Consider the following 16,868-nt stretch of genomic DNA (forward strand, 5'->3'; position numbering starts at 1 on the left):
GGCCGACCGTCCGCAATCACGCCCCAATCGGACATCCACATCGCGCCAGCGATTCGCCAGGAAGTTTGTCACGCGTCTCAGGGCGAGGCTCGCCGGATAGCGACCGGAGCAGAGAGGATCCGTGAGGCAGAACGAGACGCCGGACGACCGCCGCGCGAAGGAGCGCGCCGACATCACCGCAAGGATTGCACGGTTCAAGTCGACCCAGGAGAAGTTCGCGCGCGAACGCGAGGAATATGCCCGCTTGGCGTGGAAGAAGGCGCAGCGCGGCGAGGCCGCGGAATAGCAGGGATGAAAAAAGAGCCCGGAGGCTTTCGCCGTCCGGGCTCTCCTTGTCACGACTGGCGCTTACCAGTGATGACGCCAGTGGTGGTAGCGATGATAGTACGGTCCGCCGTAATAGGCATACGGCCCGGGCGCGTAGACGTAACGCGGGCCGTAGTCGTAGTAGTCGTAGCCGTAGCCCGGACCATAGTAATACGGGTGCGAGGCCGCGATCGCGCCGGCAGTCAACGCTCCCGCCGCGAGGCCGAATGCGAGACCCGGGCCGATGCCGCGCGCCTGTGCCGGTGCGGGTGCCGCGAGTGCGGTGATGGCGACGGCGCCCGCGGTCGCCAGAACAGCCAATGTCTTTCTCATGATCGAATGTCCTCCAATTCCCATGCGTCCAAACAACGCAGATGCGGGGGAGTTGGTTGCAGCCCGGCTCACCGCCGCGCGCGTTGGAACCGTGACCGTCGCCACACGTTCACCGCCATGAGGGAAATCCCCGATGGCATCCTGGCTGGAACTTCTGTTCAACATCATCGGCTATGGCGGATTCGTCGTGCTTGCGTCCTGTCATCCCAGGACCGAGGCGGCCGGTGCGGCGCCTGAAATAGCTGCGGACGACAGAGCGGATCTGACCGGCGAGCGCCGCTGAAGCCGAGCTTTGCGGGCGAGCGCCGGGCCTTCATCCACAGCCGATCCAACGCTTATCCACAGCTCCTCGCCTGGGCCCTTCGGATCGCGGATCAACGGCTTGCTGCGCCATATCCACCGGCTTCTCCCCAGCGCGCGCGACGGCGCTCCCGCGCAGGCCGGAGGGCGTACGGGCCGGTCAATCTTCCCGCAAAGACCTTTGAACCTTCCTGCGCCTCCCCGAGACACATCAGTACTGGGGATTTCAGGGCCCAGTTTCGAGGGTGGCGCCACGCGACGAAGATATTCCGTCGCGCTGGCGCTGCTGTCGTTTTTCGGGCCCCCCGCGGTGCCAACCTTCGCGGTCCGGGGACGCCGGCGCTTCGGCGACCGCAACACTCAGCCGCGCTGCAACCACACAGCCCGCAACGAAAAAGGCCTCCTTTTCAGGAGGCCTTTGACGTGATCACGACCGTGACTGACGGTTCAGATCAGGCAACCGCGTCCTTGGCGGCCTTGACCGGGCGGGCGCGCACGATCTTGCGGGCCGGCTTGGCCTTGAACATCATCTCTTCGCCGGTGAAGGGGTTGGTGCCCTTGCGCGCCTTCACGGCGGGCTTCTTGACGACGACGAACTTGGCGAAGCCCGGCACCAGGAACACGCCGTTCTTCTTCAGCTCCTTGTGGCCGACGTCGGTGAGCGTCTCCATGACGTTCTTGACGTCGCGCTTGGACAGCTCGGTCGAGGTCGCAATCTTCTCGATCAGTTGCGACTTGGAAAGTTGGGTAGCCATCGTATCTCCTTGTGATTGATACCGGTGAATGACGTGACGACTGCGCGGCTATCAGCGCATTGCTGCGCAGACTGGTCGGGGCTTTCTGGCTGCATTGCACAGCCGGGACTTCAGTCGTCTAGTGGCGTATCACCCCGCGATTTTCGGGATTCTCCTGCATTTCAAGGGGCCCCGAAGCACCCACAGCGGCGCCAAAATTCCAACGGAGCGCGCAGAAGTCAAGCTGCGATGGCGATCGAACGGAGCAAGCGATTCATTTTCCCCTATATTTCCAGGCATTTTCGACGGTCCTGCGTGATTTTGGCCGCACATTGCAGGGGAAACATGCTGAAATCCCTGCATGCGGTCGCATCGCGCTCGTTCATCCATGCCGCGAATCACTGCCAAAACAGCGATTCGCTGGCATACGGAGGGGCTCTCGCAACACCGCGCAGCCCCGTCGAATGCGTCGTCGCGCGCACCGCACATCCGAGCGAGCCGGCGCCGCCGCAGCATCAGGCTCGATACACGGGCGGGCGAATTGCTGCTATGGATCGGCGTCCGCAGGCGGCCGTTGACCATCCGCTTCGAGTTCAGGGAGAGAAGACACGATGCGTTATCTCCACACCATGCTGCGCGTGCGCAATCTCGACGCCGCGCTCAAATTCTATTCCGATGCGCTCGGCCTCAAGGAGGTGCGCCGGATCGACAACGACAAGGGTCGCTTCACACTGGTGTTTCTCTGCGCACCCGAAGATGAATACCTGCTGAAGAGCCTGCCGCCGACGCGTGGCGCCCCGCTGGTCGAGCTCACCTACAATTGGGACGAGGAGAGCTATGGCGAGGACCGCTTCTTCGGCCATCTCGCCTATGAGGTCGACGACATCTACGCCACCTGCGACCGGCTGATGAAGCTCGGCATTACCATCAACCGGCCGCCGCGCGACGGCAACATGGCCTTCATCCGCTCGCCCGATCTGCACTCGATCGAGCTGTTGCAGAAGGGCGAGCCGAAGGCGCCGGCCGAGCCCTGGCTGTCGATGCCGAACACCGGACATTGGTGAGTCATTCGCCTTCATGATCCAGCCGGAACATCGTGGCCACCCTCGCGTTGTCGCTCCGATCGATGGAGAGGATACGAGGAGGCCGAGATGGGTCGAGGACTTCTATTGTGGTTGTTGGGCGTGCCGATTCCGGTGATCATTCTGCTCTGGCTGTTCTTCGGCCACTGATCGCCGCGAACGATGCGTTCGTCGGAAAAGCCCCGCTTCGAGCGGGGCTTTTTGCGTAACATGCGCTAACGATGACGCTCGCCCAGAGAGGAGCCGAACGTGTCCGCCGACGACAGACTGACGATCTGGGGCCGCCCCAATTCGGTGAACGTGCAGAAGGTGCTGTGGTGTCTCGCCGAGCTCGATGTCGCTTATGACCGTATCGACGCGGGCATGCAGTACGGCCGCAACAACGAGGCGGACTATCTCGCAATGAATCCGAACGGCCGCATCCCGACGCTGGTCGATGGCGATTTCGTGCTGTGGGAGAGCAACGCGATCATGCGCTATCTCTGCCTCGCTTATGGCGACGGCACGCCGCTTTATCCAACGACGCCACAGCACCGCGCCGCGGTGGAGCGCTGGCTGGACTGGACGCTGTCGACGGTGCAGCCGATCGAGCGTCCGCTGTTCTGGGGCTTGGTGCGAACGCCGCCGGAGCAGCGCGACATGGCCGCCTTGCAGAAGGCGGCCGACGACGCCGCGGCGATGTGGCGCATCCTCGACGCGCATCTGACCACGCGCAGCCACGTCGAGGCCGAGCATTTCACGCTCGCCGACATTGCGCTTGGCGCCTATGCCCGGCGCTGGTTCGGAGTCGAAGGTGTCGTCAAGCCGGAGCTGCCGAGCCTCGCGCGCTGGTACGGACAGATCGCGCAACGCCCGGCCTTCATCCGCCACATCGCGCCGCCGCTGTCGTGAGCACCTCAGCGGCTGGTCGAGGTGCCCATCTCGACGCGCAGGGCGCCGCCGACCTTCACGCAGGTATCGGTTCCCTCGACGCGTACGAAGTTGGCGCCGTAGGACGCGCAGGGATTGCTGGTGGCGGCGCCTGAACGGGATGCGGCCTTATTCGGTCCAGCCGCCTTCGGCCCGGGAAGCGATGGCGCAAGAAGCGACGACCCCGGCGAGCCGGCGGCTGCCACGGTCACGGCGGCGAGCACCGCGAGGGCGCCCAGGATGAGAGATCGACACATGCCGCTTGTTAGCGCGTCTGCCGCAGCGAAGCGACACCGGCCGTCTATTTGCCGATGAACTTGACGCCGACCGAGGCGCCGCGGCGCCACACCACCCGGCACTGGCGGCCCGTTCTTGCGTCGCGCGCGAAGGCGAGCCGGATGGTCGCCGGCAGCGCCGCCGCGTCCTGCAGGGTCAGCTTGGCGCCGGCGCTGGAAATGTCCTGAACCAGGCAATGGCGCACGGCGAACCCGCCATCCAGCGTGATCCACGCCGGCTGCTTCATCGATTTGCGGGCTTCCCGCTTCTTGGGCGCGGCCATCATCCTGCTCCTGCTCGCCCGTTGCAGTACGGCAAGGACCCTAATGGACGGTTGACCGGACCCCGACTGCGCGTGCGATTCATCGCTGCAGAACCTCGCGCCGACCGCGTCTCGGCGCAAACCGTCCGTTTCAAGATCGAAGATGGAAGGAAAGCCGGCGCGGAGTGGCGCTCCCTAGCGGAATCGAACCGCTCTCTCCACCGTGAAAGGGTGGCGTCCTGACCGATAGACGAAGGGAGCAATACGCACGATGCCAGAGGGCACGAGGCCCCGGTGCCATCGCCGCTTGCACGTTTCGGTAAAACCTTCAGCAAATCAGCCGCTTGAGGCGATGATCTGCGAGGTCGGCTGAACCACCGACGGTGATTCCGTGCCGCGCGCCGAACGTATAGAGGCGTTTCGCCGGCCGGGCAAGCCACCCCGTGGCGGTGTTTCCGGTCTCTTCCCGCGTGCTCAACGGGCCGCAAACAGCGGAGCGATACCGTCCGTGTCGATGTAGACCACGCCGTCCTCGACCTTGACCGGATATTGCGCCAGCGCGCTCTCCGGCGGGTGGAGCGGCGTACCGGTGAAAGCATCCCACGTCCAATTGTGCACGGGGCAACTGAGCACGCGGCCGTCGAAGCCGGCCTCCTCCATCGGCGCCGCCGTGTGCGGGCAGACGCCCTGGAACGCTTTGAGCTCGCCATTGTCGGGCCAGGCAAGGATGACGAGCTGGGCGTCGGCGATGACGAGGCGCATGCCGCCTTCGTCGATGGTGTCGGCCTTGCAGACGCGGGTGAACATTCGCTGGCCTCATGCTCCATTGCGACCATCGCAATCGAAGGACCACGAGCAAAACTCGTTCCGCGGACCGCGCTGTGCCCGCGAGCCCGACAAGACCAAGCCCGACAAGACCGTGGCACCCTTCTTGCTGCCCTTCCCGGCATCTCTCGTCGAACGAGCCATCGTGTCGCAAAGGCGACAGACCGCTCGGCGGCGAGTTGCGGCGGAGTGCGACATGACCGACATGACCGAGCTGAGAACACGCAAGGAGCCGCTCAATCTCGCCATCGTGCATGTCGATCCCGACGCCTTCATCGCCAACCTCATGGCTTGGCTCGAGATCACCACCTTCATCAAGGCGCAGCGCGTCGGCGAGGCCGCGGTGCCTGCCGACGGCAAGACACCCGCATTGTCGGCGGCGCAATTGCAGAACGGCGGCGTCCACGAGGTCGGCAACGACGCGCTGTTCGCCTTCGCGATGACGGCGTCGCTGAAGGGCGACAAGGCCGCGGTCGACAAGGTCGAGACCGCCTTGCTCGACGGCATGGGCAAGGATTTTCCCGGCTCGTTCGCGCTGTGGCACTTCCGCGCCACGATCGATGCGCCGACCACGCTCGACGATTTCGTCGGCCAGGCCGGCAAGAAGATGCTGACAGGCGATCTGCCGCCACCGCCGCTGCGCGCCAAGGAATATTGGAGCGCCGGACTGCGCTTCTTCGAGAAGGCGCGCAAGTCGAACTTCGTCCACGAGATCATGTATCCGCTGGCGAAATGGACGCGGGCGCGCTGGACCGAGACGGCGGAGAAAGGCGTCGCCTTTCTGCATCACATCGAGGACAACGTCCCGGTGCTGCGCGAGGTGCTGGAGGAGCCGCGCAACGACCAGGCGTTCATCGCCAATGTCCTGCTGAAGCTCGCGCCTGCCGTCGATATGGAGTTGAACGAGGAATATCAGGGCTTCCTGCGCTCGCTGGCGCGGCGCAACTGACGCAAGGGTGCGGTGTCATTCCAGCCGACCCGCCCACGCAAAAAGGCCGGCGGGCGTTACGCCGCCGGCCTCTTGTCGCGACTGCCGGCTCCGGCCGTCCGGTTCCGTCGCATTCCTGGGGTATGCGAACAGGGTCGCGCGATCTGGTTAATGATAGGTTAACGCGCGTATACCGGAATAACCACGATCATGAACTACAACCATGATCCCGGGTTTGCGTTCCGGCCATGAACCAGCGCGGGGACCAGCGAGCGGCGAGATCGGACAAGACCGTCAGCTCAGTTGCAAGGCGCGCTTCGTCTCACGGCGCAGCGCCTGCTCCTGGCAGCCCGACAGCCGGACGAGTTCCTGGGGATACATGTCATAGCCATGGCTGCCAAAGGCACTCTGCTGCGCCATCGGGACCTGCGCAGGCGTTCGGGCCGCATCTGCCCCTGCCCCTGCATTCGACGAACCTCGGACCGGATCGAGCCCAGTGTTCAAAGCGGCCATAGCCAGCTCCGCGAAAGAGTGCCTGCCCCCACTGGAACTATAGTCCACCGGTCGCGGGGCGCAATTGGGCAAAACGCCATCAGCCGGCGGTGGCGCGCGCCTGCTCCGCCTCCTGTTCCCAGCGCAGGATGGTCCGCTCGAGATTGTGGAATTTCTCGGCGACGTCGCCGTCGAACAGCGGGTCCTTGCGGTCCGACATGCGGGCGTCGATATCGGCCCAATCCTCCGCCTGAAGGGCGCGCAGCGCCGCCGGAAACAGCAGGGTCTCCTCCTTGCGCAGATGCTCGCGCTGGCTGTCGATGAACTCATGCACGGCGGCGTGGAAGCTCTCGCGCAGGATCTCCTGGTCCGACAGCACCGCGTTCACGGCGTCGGCAAAGCCGCGCAGCCGCTGCGCCTCGGTCTCGTGCTCGTCGTCGACGTCGCCATAGGCTGCGGCCGCGGCAGGGTCGCGTTCGCGCAGCTTGCCGAAGATCATCTCCTCCTTGGGATGATGACAGCGCTGCGGATAGTCCTCGAAATAGGCGATGATGCTCTGCAGGATGTCGTAGTCCGGCCGCCGATTGTGATCGAACAGCTCCAATTCGTGCTCGAGCACCGAGAGAAGCTTCTCGAGATTCTCGTGCTCCTGCAGCAGCGCTTCGATGATCCTTGCCATGGCCGCCCTCGCCTGTGCGCCGGCTGGGCCTTGCCGAACCGGCATTTTCCCTGAACGCAACAGACTACGCCCGCGCGAGCGCGGGCGGCATTGCGGCAGATCAAACTGACAGACCGATGTGACAGGTCAGCGGAAACGGCTCACTCCGCGGCCAGCGCCTGCGGCGCCCGCGCAAGGCCGAGCCGGTCCCAGACGTCGACCAGCGCCTCGGCCAGGGCGTCGATCAGGCCGTCATCATGGTAAGGCGATGGCGTGATGCGCAGCCGCTCCAGGCCGCGCGGCACGGTCGGATAGTTGATCGGCTGGATGTAGATGCCGTGCTCGGACAACAGCAGGTCGGACGCCGTCTTGCACTTCTCGGGATCGCCGACATGCACCGGCACGATGTGGGTGTCGGACGGCATGACCGGCAGGCCCGAGGCGTTCAGCACGGCCTTGAGCCGCGCCGCCCGGTCCTGGTGCCGGTCACGCTCCCACTGCGAGGTCTTGAGATGGCGGATCGCGGCGGTCGCGGCGGCGCAAACCGGCGGCGGCAAGGCGGTGGTGAAGATGAAGCCCGGCGCATAGGAGCGGACGGCGTCGATCAGATTGGCATTGGCGGCAATGTAGCCGCCGAGGCAGCCGAAGGCCTTGGCGAGCGTGCCCTCGAGGATGTCGATGCGGGCCATCACGCCGTCGCGCTCGGCGATGCCGCCGCCGCGCGGGCCATACATGCCGACCGCATGGACCTCGTCGACGTATGTGAGCGCGCCATAACGCTCGGCGAGATCGCAGATCCGGTGCAAGGGCGCGACATCCCCATCCATCGAATACAGGCTCTCGCAGACGATCAGCTTGGGACGGTCGGGATCGGCCGCCCGCAGCAGCTCTTCGAGATGGGCGAGGTCGTTGTGCCGCCAGACCTGCTTCTCGCTCCCGGCCTTGCGGACGCCCTCGATCATCGAATTGTGGTTGAGCGCGTCCGACAGCAGCAGGCAGTTCGGCAGCAGTTTTGCGATGGTCGAGATGCCGGTCTCGTTGGAGACGTAGCCCGAGGTGAACACCAGCGCGGCTTCCTTGCCGTGGAGATCGGCAAGCTCGCGCTCGAGCTCGATCAGCGGATGGTTGGTGCCGGCGATGTTGCGGGTGCCGCCGGCGCCGGTGCCCATGCGCGCGGCGACGTCGACCATGGCGCCGATCACCTTCGGATGCTGGCCCATGCCGAGATAGTCATTGGAGCACCAGATCACGACATCCTTTGGCCCCTCCGGCGAATGCCAGATCGCGCGGGGGAAGCGGCCGGCGAGGCGCTCCAGATCGGCGAAGACGCGATAGCGCCGTTCCTGGTGCAACTGGTCGAGGGCACGGTCGAAATAGCTGTCGTAGTTCATCACCTGATCCGTCCTTCCCCTGCCCGCGTCCCGAACCTGCGTTCCGGCGCGCCCTTGGAGGCCTGTTCGGGGTCGGACCAAAGCGCAATCCGTCGCGTCCTTCGTTGATCCAGATCAGGGATCGCGCACGATGCCGGGCATCCGGATGCCGCTCGCCGCGGTCCGCGACGCCCCCCCGGAGGCGTTCAGGCGCGCAGCGGATTCTCCGCATCGGCAACCTCGAGCCGCAGCGGCGCACCGGTGTCGAGGAAGGCGGACAGAGCTGCCTCGTACGGCGCGGGGTCGAGACCGCGCGCGGAGAGCCATTGCGGCTCGTAATAGGTTTGGCGATAGCGCTCCCCGGAATCGCAGATCAGCGTGACCAGTGAGCCGCTCTGTCCATCCTGCCGCATCTCGGCCGCCAGCCGGCAGAGCGCCAGGAAGTTGGTCCCGGTCGAGCCGCCGACCGGCCGGCGCAGCCGCCGCGTCAGGACGTTCATCGCCGCGACCGAGGCGGCATCCGGCACCTTCATCATGCGATCCACGACCCCCGGCACGAAGGATGGCTCGCAGCGCGGACGGCCGACGCCCTCGATCAGCGACGGCCGTTCGCACGTCCGGGCGCTGTCGCCGTTGCAGAAGGCGTCGAAGAAGGCCGAATGCTCGACATCGGCGACGCACAGCCGCGTCGGGTGCCGGCGGTAGCGCAGATAGCGGCCGATCGTCGCCGACGTGCCGCCGGTGCCCGCGCCCATCACGATCCATTCCGGCAGCGGACGGCGCTCGCCCTGCAACTGGTTGAAGATCGACTCGGCGATGTTGTTGTTGCCGCGCCAGTCGGTAGCGCGCTCGGCGAAGGTGAACTGGTCCATGTAATGGCCGCCGAGCCGGCTCGCGAGCGCGGCCGCCTCGGCATAGAGAAACCGGCCGTCATCGATGAGATGGCAATTGCCGCCGTAATGAGTGATCGCGGCGATCTTCTCTTCCGAGGTGGTGCGCGGCATCACCGCGTAGAACGGCACGCCGATCATCTGCGCGAAATAGGCTTCCGATACCGCTGTCGACCCGGAGGAGGCCTCGACCACGGGCGTGCCTTCCCGGATGTGGCCGTTGCAAAGCGCATAGAGAAACAGCGATCGAGCCAGCCGATGCTTGAGGCTCCCGGTCGGGTGGGTCGATTCGTCCTTCAGGTAGATGTCGATGCCGGCGAGCGCGGGCACGATCAGCCGGATCAAGTGCGTGTCGGCGGTCCGGCACTGGTCGGCCTCGATGGCCGCCACGGCGTCGTCGACCCAGCCACGGCGATAGCGTGGACCACAGGCTCTGTCGGAAGCTGACCAAGACGGCGAATTCATCGCGGCAACCGACCATGATCCCTTCGCCGCATCAAGCCCGCCCGGCCGCCCATGCCGAGCAAGCTGGGGGCAAATGGCAGTTCGGCGCCGGCTGCCGCGCCTTGGCACCGCAACGGAGCGAAAGGGCTTCGCGTTTGCGCCAGCGAAAAACGCTCGCATCGCTTGCAACTCATGGAATGCACGCGCGAATTTCGGAAGAATTTTTGAATGACGGCGAGAATGGTCAAATATTTGCACGCTTTTGCGGCCAAGCTGGGCATCATCGAATGGCACGACCGAGTCGAGCCTGCATCACGGGCGACCCAAGCCTGCTCCGAGGGGCACCATGAGAGTTCTTTCGATTGTTCTGGTTGCGTGCGCGATCAGTCAGGCCGCTTTCGCTGAAGGTCTGGAATGCCGGCGTGTGGCCGACCCGACACCACGATTGAGCTGCGTGGAAACGCCGACGACCGCCCAGGCGCCAACCACCTCCCGCACCGACGCCTGGACCCCGGTCGAACCGCGCCAGGAGGCCCCGGTGCGCGGCGGCGATGCGACGGCGCCGAGAGCCTCCCGGCCCCGTTGAGACCAGCCGGGCGGCAGCCGACGGCGGCTGCACTCGGCCCTGCAGCGGTCCCTCCCCCAATCGAGCCCCCGGACGGGGTTCTTTCCCTTGAAGGGCGGCTCATTCTGCCGACATGTAGATCTTGCCGTGCGGCCACGGACCGATGTCAAATCCATTCTCCGCGCGGGTGGTGGAGGGTCGGTTCGGCCCCGCCGCATTGGATGATCGGAGACCATGGCTTACTTGCCATCGCAAATGAACCTTCTCGAAGCCCTCGCGACCGTGATCGGCACCGCCGCGATCGCGCCCGCGCTGCTGATCCTCTGGCTGGTGGTCGCCGCCGGTGACAATTCAGGCCCTCCGCTCAAGATCTGGACCGCCTTCCTGCTCGGGGCAGCCAGCGTGCTCCTGCTCGGCATTATCAGGACGCCGTTCCAGCATGTCGGGCTGACATTGGAGAATCCCTGGATCGCCCAGGCGGTCCGGGCCCTTTTTGGCGTCGCCTTGCCGGAAGAGCTCGCCAAGGTCGCGGTGATCGCCGCGCTGTGGTCGCGGCGCCGGCAGGTCGGCAATGCCATGGACACGGTATTCTACGGTGCCGCCGTCGGGCTCGGCTTCGCGGCTTACGAGAACCTGGCTTATCTCGTCCAGCATGCCGAGATGTGGCGCTCGCTGGCGGTGCTGCGCAGCGTGCTCACCGTGCCGTTTCATGGCGCGCTCGGCATCATTGCCGGTGCCTATCTCGCGATCGCCCGCACCAGTACGGCGCTTGGCGCCAACCGCCACAATCGCGAAGGGGCGCGGCTGTCGAGCTGGGCGCTGGTGCTGGCCGCACCCGTGATGCTGCATGCGGCCTTCGACTATCCATTGCTGTTGCTGCAGCGGGCATCGACCCTCGACACCGCCGCGCGCCTCTGGCTCGGCGGCATCAGCGTGCTGATCGGGTTCTCGTCGATCGCCCTTGCCGTGCGGCTGGTGCGCCGGGTCGCCCATCACCACACGCCGCGCACCGAGGTGGCGCGGGCAAGGCTGAGCCAGCTGCGCAGGATGTGGGCGCTGCTCCTGCTCGGCGGCGCCGCCGGCTTCGTCGGGCTCGGATTCGTGCTGACCTCCATCCGGCATTGGCTGCTCAACCCTGACCGCAATGTCGCCGCGGTTCTGGTTCCCCTCGGTCTCACCGCGATCATCGTCGGGATGGCCCTTCTGATTGTCACAACGACGATCTATGTTTTCGGTCGCAACCGGATTCGGACGACGGCATAATCCCGGCATCGCGGGGCCGGCAGAGCAACCAAATGCGCATTGCGCGCTTGTCCGGGCCGCAGGTCCTCACCATGTGCGTGGGCAGGCGGCCGCGGCGTTAAGCGCGTGAGCTTGCCCGGAGTGACGATCATGACCCTTCCCCAGGATACGATTCCGCCCGAGCTCGAGCGCATGAAGTCGCAGATGGGCGCAGCCGTGCGCGCGCATTGGAAGGCCTTCCTGATCGAGGGCATCCTGCTCGCCGTTCTCGGCCTGCTCGCGATGATCCTCACCCCGCTGGCAAGCCTCGCAGTCACGATCTTCCTCGGCTGGATGTTCCTGATCTCGGGCATCGCGGGACTCGCGCTCACCTTCTGGGCCCGCGGCATGCCCGGCTTCTGGTGGTCGCTGTTGTCGGCAGTGCTCGCCATCGTCGCCGGAGTCATCCTGGTGGCGCAGCCGGTCCAGGGGACGGTGACGCTAACGATCGTGATCGGCGTCTATTTTCTCGCAGAAGGCGTCGCTACCATCATGTATGCGCTGGAGCACCGCCGCGAGCTGTCCGGGCGCTGGTCGTGGCTGGCAATCTCGGGCGTGGTCGACATCGCGATCGCCGGCATCATCATTTCCGGTCTGCCCGGCACGGCGTTGTGGGCGATCGGTCTGCTGGTCGGCATCAACCTGCTGTTCGGCGGGCTGTCGATGATCGGCATGGCGCTCGCCGCGCGCAACGGTTGACGCCGGAGGGCTCGATTTTCGGGATGACAAGCGGCCGCGCGGCCGCTATAGGATGGGCATGATCAACGCCGCCACCAGCTTTTATTGGTACTTTAGCTACGACAGCTCGCTGGCGGCGGGAGGATCGCGCTCAATCTGACACATTGCAGCAAGATATCCGAACGAGCCGCCAGACCTGGCGGCTTTTTTATTGCCGGCAGGTGCCCACCCAAGAGACCCAGGAGCCCGCCGTGCTGAGCACCACAGACGATCTTCGTATCAAGGAAATCAAGGAATTGAGCCTGCCGGCGGAGGTGATGGGTGAAATCCCCCGCACCCTCACCGCCACCCGTGTGGTGATGGCCGCCCGCAATGCGATCCATGCCATCCTGACCGGCAGCGACGACCGCCTGCTGGTCATCGTCGGCCCCTGCTCCATCCACGATCCCGACGCGGCGGTCGACTACGCCGGCCGCCTCGCCGCCTTGCGCGAGCGCCTCGCCGACCGCCTCGAAATCGTGATGCGGGTCTATTTCGAGAAGCCGCGCACGACCGTCGGCTGGAAAGGCCTGATCAACGATCCCGGCCTCGACAATTCCTTCGACATCAACAAGGGCCTGCGGCTCGCGCGCAGCGTGCTGTCCGCCGTCAACAATCTCGGCCTGCCGGCGGGATGCGAATTCCTCGACATGACGACGCCGCAGTACATCGCCGACCTCGTCGCCTGGGCCGCGATCGGCGCGCGCACCACCGAGAGCCAGATCCACCGCGAGCTGGCCTCCGGCCTGTCGTGCCCGGTCGGCTTCAAGAACGGCACCGACGGCAACATCCGCATCGCCGCTGATGCGGTCAAATCCGCGGCCCACCCGCACCATTTCATGGCGGTGACCAAGGGCGGCCGTTCGGGGATTGCGGCCACAACCGGCAACGAGGACTGCCACATCATCCTGCGCGGCGGCAGCGGCCCCAATTACGACGCCGCCCATGTCGAGCAGGCCGCGGCCGAGCTGATCAAGTCCGGACTGCCGGCGCGGCTGATGATCGACACCAGCCATGCTAATTCGAGCAAGAAGCCGGAGAACCAGCCGCTGGTCGCCGCCGACGTCGGCCGCCAGCTCGCCGCAGGCGAGCAGCGCATCATGGGCGTGATGATCGAGAGTCACCTCATCGCGGGACGCCAGGACGTCAAGCCGGGCGTGGCACTGACCTACGGCCAGAGCATCACCGACGGCTGTATCGGCTGGGACACGACGGTGGAGGTGCTGGAGCAGCTCGCCGAAGCCGTCGCCGCCCGGCGTGCGGCGCTTCGCAACTCCCCGCGTGAGCGCTCGGCGTAACACTCACGACCGATCAAGCGGCGCGCGTCGGGCGCGCCGCAGATCGCGCTCAGCAGCCGCGGCAGATGCCCTTGATCTTGCGATCGAGCTCGCGGTCTTCCTTGGTCGTGCCGCTCATCGAATTGTCCTCGGCCTGCTCGGCCTTCGGCAGGTCGCTGGGGCGCACCTGACGATGGCCGACCGGCGCCTGCGGCGGCATGCCGCTCTTCGATCCGGTGCCGGCGGAGGAGCCGCTGCCGCTCTGCGCCAGCGCGATGCCATCGGTGACGGCCATCAGGAGCCCCATCGCGATCGCAAATTTCTTCATGTTGCTCCTCCGTGTCAGCGGAATCGGCAGGACACTTCATCCCGCGGCGGGCGGATAGAGGTGCGCCTCACCGCAATAGTCAATCACACGATAGCGCGTTTGCGCAGCTGCCGCATGATCCTGCTCAACAGTTTCATCCGCAGTGAGGTATTGCGGCCCCACCGGCGCCTTGCCGTAGCCGCCGGGGATGTCGAGCACGTAGTCGGGCTGGCACAGGCCGGACACCCGGCCGCGTAGCGTTCGAATCAGCGCCTGCCCTTGCGCCAGCGTGGTGCGCAGATGCGCCGTGCCCGGCGCGAGGTCGCCATGGTGCAGGTAATACGGCTTGATGCGGGTCTCGACGAAGCCGCGCATCAGCGCCTCCAGGGTCGCCGCGTCATCATTGACGCCGCGCAGCAGCACCGACTGGCTGACCATGGGAATGCCGGCCTCGATCAGCCGCGCGCAGGCCGCGCGCACCGGCGGACTCAATTCGCGCGGATGATTGGCATGCAGCGCGATCCAGGTCGTTGCGCCCGGCGCCTTCAGCGCGTCAACCAGCGCCGGCGTGATGCGCTGGGGATCGGCGACCGGCAAACGGGTGTGGATACGGACGATCCGGACGTGATCGATGCCGGCGAGATCGGCCATGATCTCCTTCAGCCGCCGCGGCGACAGCATCAGCGGATCGCCGCCGGTGAGGATCACCTCCCAGATCTCGTCATGTGCGCGGATGTAGTCGAGCGCCGCGCGATAGGCCTCCTCCGACAGCGCATTGTCCTTGCCGGGCCCGACCATCTCGCGACGGAAGCAGAAGCGGCAATACACCGCGCAGACATGCACCAGCTTGAGCAGCACGCGATCGGGATAGCGGTGCACGATGCCCGGCACCGGCGCATGCGAATCGTCGCCGATCGGATCGCCGCGCTCGCCAGGCGCGGCCTTCAGCTCATCCGTGCTGGGCACGAACTGGCGCGCGATCGGATCATTCGGATCGTCGACGTCGATCAGGTCGGCGAGATGCGTCGTCACCGCCACGGCATAGCGCTGCGCCACGCGCGCCAGCGCCGGCTGGTCCGCCGCGTCAGCCAAGCCCTGCGCGACGAGATCCTCGGCGCTGCGCAACGTGGTCGGACGTTCGATCCTGTTCATCGCTCACCTGCCGGCGGCGTCCACACCACCTGATCGATCCTGGTGGTGCCGGCCGCCAGCATCACCAGGCGGTCGAAGCCGAGCGCCACGCCGCTCGCCTGCGGCATCGCGGCCACGGCGGCGAGGAAGTCCTCGTCGAGCGGATAGCGCTCGCCATAGCGGCGCTCCTTCTCGGCCATCTCCTGCTCGAAGCGGCGGCGCTGCTCGGCGGCGTCGGTGAGCTCGCCGAAGCCGTTGGCGAGCTCGACGCCGCAGGCGTAGACCTCGAACCGCTCGGCGACGCGGGGGTCGGCCGCCACCCGCGCCAGCGCGGCCTCCGGCGCCGGATATTCATGGAGCACGGTGAGCCGACCCTGCCCGAGATGCGGCTCGACATGTTCGACCAGCACCTTGCTGAACAGGTCCGACCAGGTGTCGTCGTCGCTGATCCGGATCTTGCCGGCGGCGGCCTGGGCCAGCGCCCCACGGTCGCCCGCACCGTCGCGGATGGTCGCGAGCAGGTCGATCCCGGCATGGCGCGCGAACGCGCCGGCAACCGTCAGCAGCTCTGGCTCGGCGAAGGGATCCGCGGTGCGGCCACGAAAGGCGAACCGCCGGATTCCGGTCGCCTGAGCCGCATGGGCGATCACCACGACCGTGTCGGCCATGATCGCGTCGTAGGGCACCTCCGCCCGATACCATTCCAGCATGGTGAATTCCGGCAGGTGCAGGTCGCCGCGCTCGCGGTCGCGGAACACACGGGCGAACTCGAAGATCCGCCGCTCCCCGGCCGCCAGCAGCTTCTTGCAGGCGAATTCCGGCGAGGTTCGAAAATACCGCCGGTGCCGGGTTCCGTCCGGCGCCGTCAGGTCGGTGCGCGGTGCGTGCAGATGGGTCTCGTTGCCCGGCGACACCTGCAGGATGCCGGTCTCGACCTCGGTAAACCCCTGCTCGTCGAACCAGGCCCGCAACGCCCTGGTGATGGCGGCCCGGGCGAGCAGGAACGGCCTGACATCGGCGTGCCGCTGCGGCGACCACCAGGGCGAAGGCGCGGGCTCCCGGGACATCAGGAGGTCGCCCGTTCGGGCCGCAAAAGACTGGCAACCCCGGACAAAATCAGTATGTTGCCGCCCGAAACCGCATTCCGCGTCGCGTGGCGCCCCGGCTTGGTCCGGCGCCCCCTTTTCAGTGTCAGGAAAACAGCTTTGAAAGTCATCGCCAGCTCTATTCGCAAGGGTAACGTCATTGAGCAAGATGGAAAGCTCTATGTCGTCGTGACCGCCGAGAACATCCATCCCGGCAAGGGCACCCCGGTCAGCCAGATCGAAATGCGCCGAATCAGCGACGGCGTGAAGATCTCCGAGCGCTTCAAGACCACCGACCAGGTCGAGAAGGCTACGATCGAGGAGCGCAACTTCACGTACCTCTACGAGGATGCGGACGGCTTCCACTTCATGAACCCGGAGACCTACGACCAGGTCCAGGTGCCGAAGGACGTGGTCGGCAACCAGGCCGCCTATCTCCAGGAGAACATGACGGTCAAGCTGTCGATGCACGACGTGGTCCCGGTGGCGATCACGCTGCCGCAGCGCGTCACGCTCGAGGTCGTCGAGACCGAGCCGGTCACCAAGGGCCAGACCGCGTCGTCGTCCTACAAGCCGGCGGTGCTCTCCAACGGCGTTCGCACCGGCGTGCCGGCGCACATCACGGTCGGCACCCGCATCGTCGTCATGACCGAGGACGGCTCCTACTGCGAGCGCGCCAAGGACTGAGGCATCTCG

21 protein-coding genes and 1 tRNA gene are annotated in these 16,868 nt (G+C 66.1%); 9 read left to right on the top strand and 13 right to left on the bottom strand.

Features of this window, described 5'->3' with window-relative positions; translation table 11 throughout:
* Nucleotides 1-121: 121 nt before the first annotated feature.
* Nucleotides 122-286: a hypothetical protein gene (locus tag ACQR13_RS14335; RefSeq protein WP_434862926.1), complete on the top strand. Its 165-nt coding sequence runs from the start codon at nt 122-124 to the stop codon at nt 284-286.
* Between the two features lie 62 nt (nt 287-348).
* Here ACQR13_RS14335 and ACQR13_RS14340 read toward each other — a convergent pair whose 3' ends face one another.
* Nucleotides 349-639 (bottom strand): hypothetical protein, encoded by a 291-nt coding sequence (locus ACQR13_RS14340; protein ID WP_315712074.1) that lies wholly within the window; start codon nt 637-639, stop codon nt 349-351.
* A 133-nt stretch (nt 640-772) separates the two neighbouring features.
* On the opposite strand from ACQR13_RS14340, the gene ACQR13_RS14345 reads away from it, so the two are divergent.
* A complete protein-coding gene (locus tag ACQR13_RS14345; RefSeq protein WP_315751638.1) occupies nt 773-922 on the top strand; it encodes a hypothetical protein in 150 nt (49 codons plus the stop codon).
* 469 nt (nt 923-1,391) lie between these two features.
* Here ACQR13_RS14345 and ACQR13_RS14350 read toward each other — a convergent pair whose 3' ends face one another.
* A complete protein-coding gene (locus ACQR13_RS14350; RefSeq protein WP_172109121.1) occupies nt 1,392-1,694 on the bottom strand; it encodes an HU family DNA-binding protein in 303 nt (100 codons plus the stop codon).
* 590 nt (nt 1,695-2,284) lie between these two features.
* On the opposite strand from ACQR13_RS14350, the gene ACQR13_RS14355 reads away from it, so the two are divergent.
* Together ACQR13_RS14355 and ACQR13_RS14360 are read left to right on the top strand one after the other, a co-directional pair.
* Complete coding sequence (locus ACQR13_RS14355; RefSeq protein WP_315712076.1) at nt 2,285-2,737, top strand: VOC family protein; 453 nt, start codon at nt 2,285-2,287, stop codon at nt 2,735-2,737.
* Nucleotides 2,738-3,004: 267 nt separating this feature from the next.
* Nucleotides 3,005-3,646 carry a glutathione S-transferase family protein gene (locus ACQR13_RS14360; RefSeq protein WP_315712077.1) on the top strand — a complete coding sequence of 214 codons (642 nt, stop codon included), beginning with the start codon at nt 3,005-3,007 and terminating at the stop codon, nt 3,644-3,646.
* Between the two features lie 5 nt (nt 3,647-3,651).
* On the opposite strand, the gene ACQR13_RS14365 is transcribed toward ACQR13_RS14360, so the two are convergent.
* The 4 genes from ACQR13_RS14365 to ACQR13_RS14380 form a co-directional block, all read right to left on the bottom strand.
* Nucleotides 3,652-3,921 carry a porin gene (locus ACQR13_RS14365; RefSeq protein ID WP_316173691.1) on the bottom strand — a complete coding sequence of 90 codons (270 nt, stop codon included), beginning with the start codon at nt 3,919-3,921 and terminating at the stop codon, nt 3,652-3,654.
* Nucleotides 3,922-3,965: 44 nt separating this feature from the next.
* Complete coding sequence (locus ACQR13_RS14370) at nt 3,966-4,223, bottom strand: PilZ domain-containing protein (RefSeq protein WP_315826902.1); 258 nt, start codon at nt 4,221-4,223, stop codon at nt 3,966-3,968.
* A gap of 165 nt (nt 4,224-4,388) precedes the next feature.
* A tRNA-Glu gene (locus ACQR13_RS14375) sits at nt 4,389-4,463 on the bottom strand.
* Between the two features lie 213 nt (nt 4,464-4,676).
* On the bottom strand, nt 4,677-5,009 hold the full coding sequence (locus ACQR13_RS14380) for a Rieske 2Fe-2S domain-containing protein (protein WP_315712080.1): 333 nt from the start codon (nt 5,007-5,009) through the stop codon (nt 4,677-4,679).
* Nucleotides 5,010-5,223: 214 nt separating this feature from the next.
* On the opposite strand from ACQR13_RS14380, the gene ACQR13_RS14385 reads away from it, so the two are divergent.
* Nucleotides 5,224-5,976: a hypothetical protein gene (locus ACQR13_RS14385; protein ID WP_315826901.1), complete on the top strand. Its 753-nt coding sequence runs from the start codon at nt 5,224-5,226 to the stop codon at nt 5,974-5,976.
* Between the two features lie 273 nt (nt 5,977-6,249).
* Here ACQR13_RS14385 and ACQR13_RS14390 read toward each other — a convergent pair whose 3' ends face one another.
* From ACQR13_RS14390 to ACQR13_RS14405, 4 genes are all read right to left on the bottom strand, one after another.
* Nucleotides 6,250-6,375 (bottom strand): hypothetical protein, encoded by a 126-nt coding sequence (locus ACQR13_RS14390; protein WP_315712083.1) that lies wholly within the window; start codon nt 6,373-6,375, stop codon nt 6,250-6,252.
* A 172-nt stretch (nt 6,376-6,547) separates the two neighbouring features.
* On the bottom strand, nt 6,548-7,126 hold the full coding sequence (locus tag ACQR13_RS14395; RefSeq protein ID WP_315712084.1) for a hemerythrin domain-containing protein: 579 nt from the start codon (nt 7,124-7,126) through the stop codon (nt 6,548-6,550).
* 140 nt (nt 7,127-7,266) lie between these two features.
* The gene (gene hemA / locus ACQR13_RS14400) at nt 7,267-8,496 is read right to left on the bottom strand and encodes a 5-aminolevulinate synthase (RefSeq protein WP_315751643.1); all 1,230 of its coding nucleotides are present in this window, start codon (nt 8,494-8,496) and stop codon (nt 7,267-7,269) included.
* A 185-nt stretch (nt 8,497-8,681) separates the two neighbouring features.
* Nucleotides 8,682-9,830 (bottom strand): PLP-dependent cysteine synthase family protein, encoded by a 1,149-nt coding sequence (locus ACQR13_RS14405; RefSeq protein WP_315712086.1) that lies wholly within the window; start codon nt 9,828-9,830, stop codon nt 8,682-8,684.
* A gap of 778 nt (nt 9,831-10,608) precedes the next feature.
* On the opposite strand from ACQR13_RS14405, the gene ACQR13_RS14410 reads away from it, so the two are divergent.
* The 3 genes from ACQR13_RS14410 (at nt 10,609) to ACQR13_RS14420 (ending at nt 13,670) form a co-directional block, all read left to right on the top strand.
* Nucleotides 10,609-11,637, top strand: a complete 1,029-nt coding sequence (locus ACQR13_RS14410) for a PrsW family intramembrane metalloprotease (RefSeq protein WP_315751644.1) — start codon at nt 10,609-10,611, stop codon at nt 11,635-11,637.
* Nucleotides 11,638-11,766: 129 nt separating this feature from the next.
* Nucleotides 11,767-12,354 (top strand): HdeD family acid-resistance protein, encoded by a 588-nt coding sequence (locus ACQR13_RS14415; RefSeq protein ID WP_315712090.1) that lies wholly within the window; start codon nt 11,767-11,769, stop codon nt 12,352-12,354.
* 230 nt (nt 12,355-12,584) lie between these two features.
* Nucleotides 12,585-13,670: a 3-deoxy-7-phosphoheptulonate synthase gene (locus tag ACQR13_RS14420; RefSeq protein WP_315751645.1), complete on the top strand. Its 1,086-nt coding sequence runs from the start codon at nt 12,585-12,587 to the stop codon at nt 13,668-13,670.
* A 49-nt stretch (nt 13,671-13,719) separates the two neighbouring features.
* Here ACQR13_RS14420 and ACQR13_RS14425 read toward each other — a convergent pair whose 3' ends face one another.
* Genes ACQR13_RS14425 through epmA form a run of 3 tightly spaced genes read right to left on the bottom strand, consistent with a single transcriptional unit; the run spans nt 13,720 to nt 16,154 of the window.
* Nucleotides 13,720-13,977, bottom strand: a complete 258-nt coding sequence (locus ACQR13_RS14425) for a hypothetical protein (RefSeq protein WP_315712092.1) — start codon at nt 13,975-13,977, stop codon at nt 13,720-13,722.
* A 36-nt stretch (nt 13,978-14,013) separates the two neighbouring features.
* Complete coding sequence (locus tag ACQR13_RS14430; protein WP_315751646.1) at nt 14,014-15,108, bottom strand: lysine-2,3-aminomutase-like protein; 1,095 nt, start codon at nt 15,106-15,108, stop codon at nt 14,014-14,016.
* Nucleotides 15,105-16,154, bottom strand: coding sequence for an EF-P lysine aminoacylase EpmA (gene epmA / locus ACQR13_RS14435; protein ID WP_316225451.1), 1,050 nt, complete (start codon nt 16,152-16,154; stop codon nt 15,105-15,107). Before epmA ends, ACQR13_RS14430 begins: the two co-directional genes overlap by 4 nt.
* Before the next feature lie 138 nt (nt 16,155-16,292).
* Here epmA and efp point away from each other — a divergent pair, with 138 nt between their 5' ends.
* A complete protein-coding gene (gene efp / locus ACQR13_RS14440; RefSeq protein ID WP_315712097.1) occupies nt 16,293-16,859 on the top strand; it encodes an elongation factor P in 567 nt (188 codons plus the stop codon).
* Nucleotides 16,860-16,868 lie beyond the last annotated feature (9 nt).

It is taken from the genome of Bradyrhizobium sp. HKCCYLRH3059 (genome assembly GCF_051168035.1).
In the GTDB taxonomy this organism is placed as follows: domain Bacteria; phylum Pseudomonadota; class Alphaproteobacteria; order Rhizobiales; family Xanthobacteraceae; genus Bradyrhizobium.

Excerpts from the sequence above, each read along its gene's own strand:
- ACQR13_RS14340 (WP_315712074.1), bottom strand. The coding sequence starts at position 639 with ATGAGAAAGACATTGGCTGTTCTGGCGACCGCGGGCGCCGTCGCCATC.
- ACQR13_RS14345 (WP_315751638.1), top strand. The coding sequence starts at position 773 with ATGGCATCCTGGCTGGAACTTCTGTTCAACATCATCGGCTATGGCGGA.
- ACQR13_RS14350 (WP_172109121.1), bottom strand. The coding sequence starts at position 1,694 with ATGGCTACCCAACTTTCCAAGTCGCAACTGATCGAGAAGATTGCGACC.
- ACQR13_RS14355 (WP_315712076.1), top strand. The coding sequence starts at position 2,285 with ATGCGTTATCTCCACACCATGCTGCGCGTGCGCAATCTCGACGCCGCG.
- ACQR13_RS14365 (WP_316173691.1), bottom strand. The coding sequence starts at position 3,921 with ATGTGTCGATCTCTCATCCTGGGCGCCCTCGCGGTGCTCGCCGCCGTG.
- ACQR13_RS14370 (WP_315826902.1), bottom strand. The coding sequence starts at position 4,223 with ATGGCCGCGCCCAAGAAGCGGGAAGCCCGCAAATCGATGAAGCAGCCG.
- ACQR13_RS14380 (WP_315712080.1), bottom strand. The coding sequence starts at position 5,009 with ATGTTCACCCGCGTCTGCAAGGCCGACACCATCGACGAAGGCGGCATG.
- ACQR13_RS14385 (WP_315826901.1), top strand. The coding sequence starts at position 5,224 with ATGACCGACATGACCGAGCTGAGAACACGCAAGGAGCCGCTCAATCTC.
- ACQR13_RS14390 (WP_315712083.1), bottom strand. The coding sequence starts at position 6,375 with ATGGCGCAGCAGAGTGCCTTTGGCAGCCATGGCTATGACATGTATCCC.
- ACQR13_RS14395 (WP_315712084.1), bottom strand. The coding sequence starts at position 7,126 with ATGGCAAGGATCATCGAAGCGCTGCTGCAGGAGCACGAGAATCTCGAG.
- hemA (WP_315751643.1), bottom strand. The coding sequence starts at position 8,496 with ATGAACTACGACAGCTATTTCGACCGTGCCCTCGACCAGTTGCACCAG.
- ACQR13_RS14405 (WP_315712086.1), bottom strand. The coding sequence starts at position 9,830 with ATGAATTCGCCGTCTTGGTCAGCTTCCGACAGAGCCTGTGGTCCACGC.
- ACQR13_RS14410 (WP_315751644.1), top strand. The coding sequence starts at position 10,609 with ATGGCTTACTTGCCATCGCAAATGAACCTTCTCGAAGCCCTCGCGACC.
- ACQR13_RS14415 (WP_315712090.1), top strand. The coding sequence starts at position 11,767 with ATGACCCTTCCCCAGGATACGATTCCGCCCGAGCTCGAGCGCATGAAG.
- ACQR13_RS14425 (WP_315712092.1), bottom strand. The coding sequence starts at position 13,977 with ATGAAGAAATTTGCGATCGCGATGGGGCTCCTGATGGCCGTCACCGAT.
- ACQR13_RS14430 (WP_315751646.1), bottom strand. The coding sequence starts at position 15,108 with ATGAACAGGATCGAACGTCCGACCACGTTGCGCAGCGCCGAGGATCTC.
- epmA (WP_316225451.1), bottom strand. The coding sequence starts at position 16,154 with ATGTCCCGGGAGCCCGCGCCTTCGCCCTGGTGGTCGCCGCAGCGGCAC.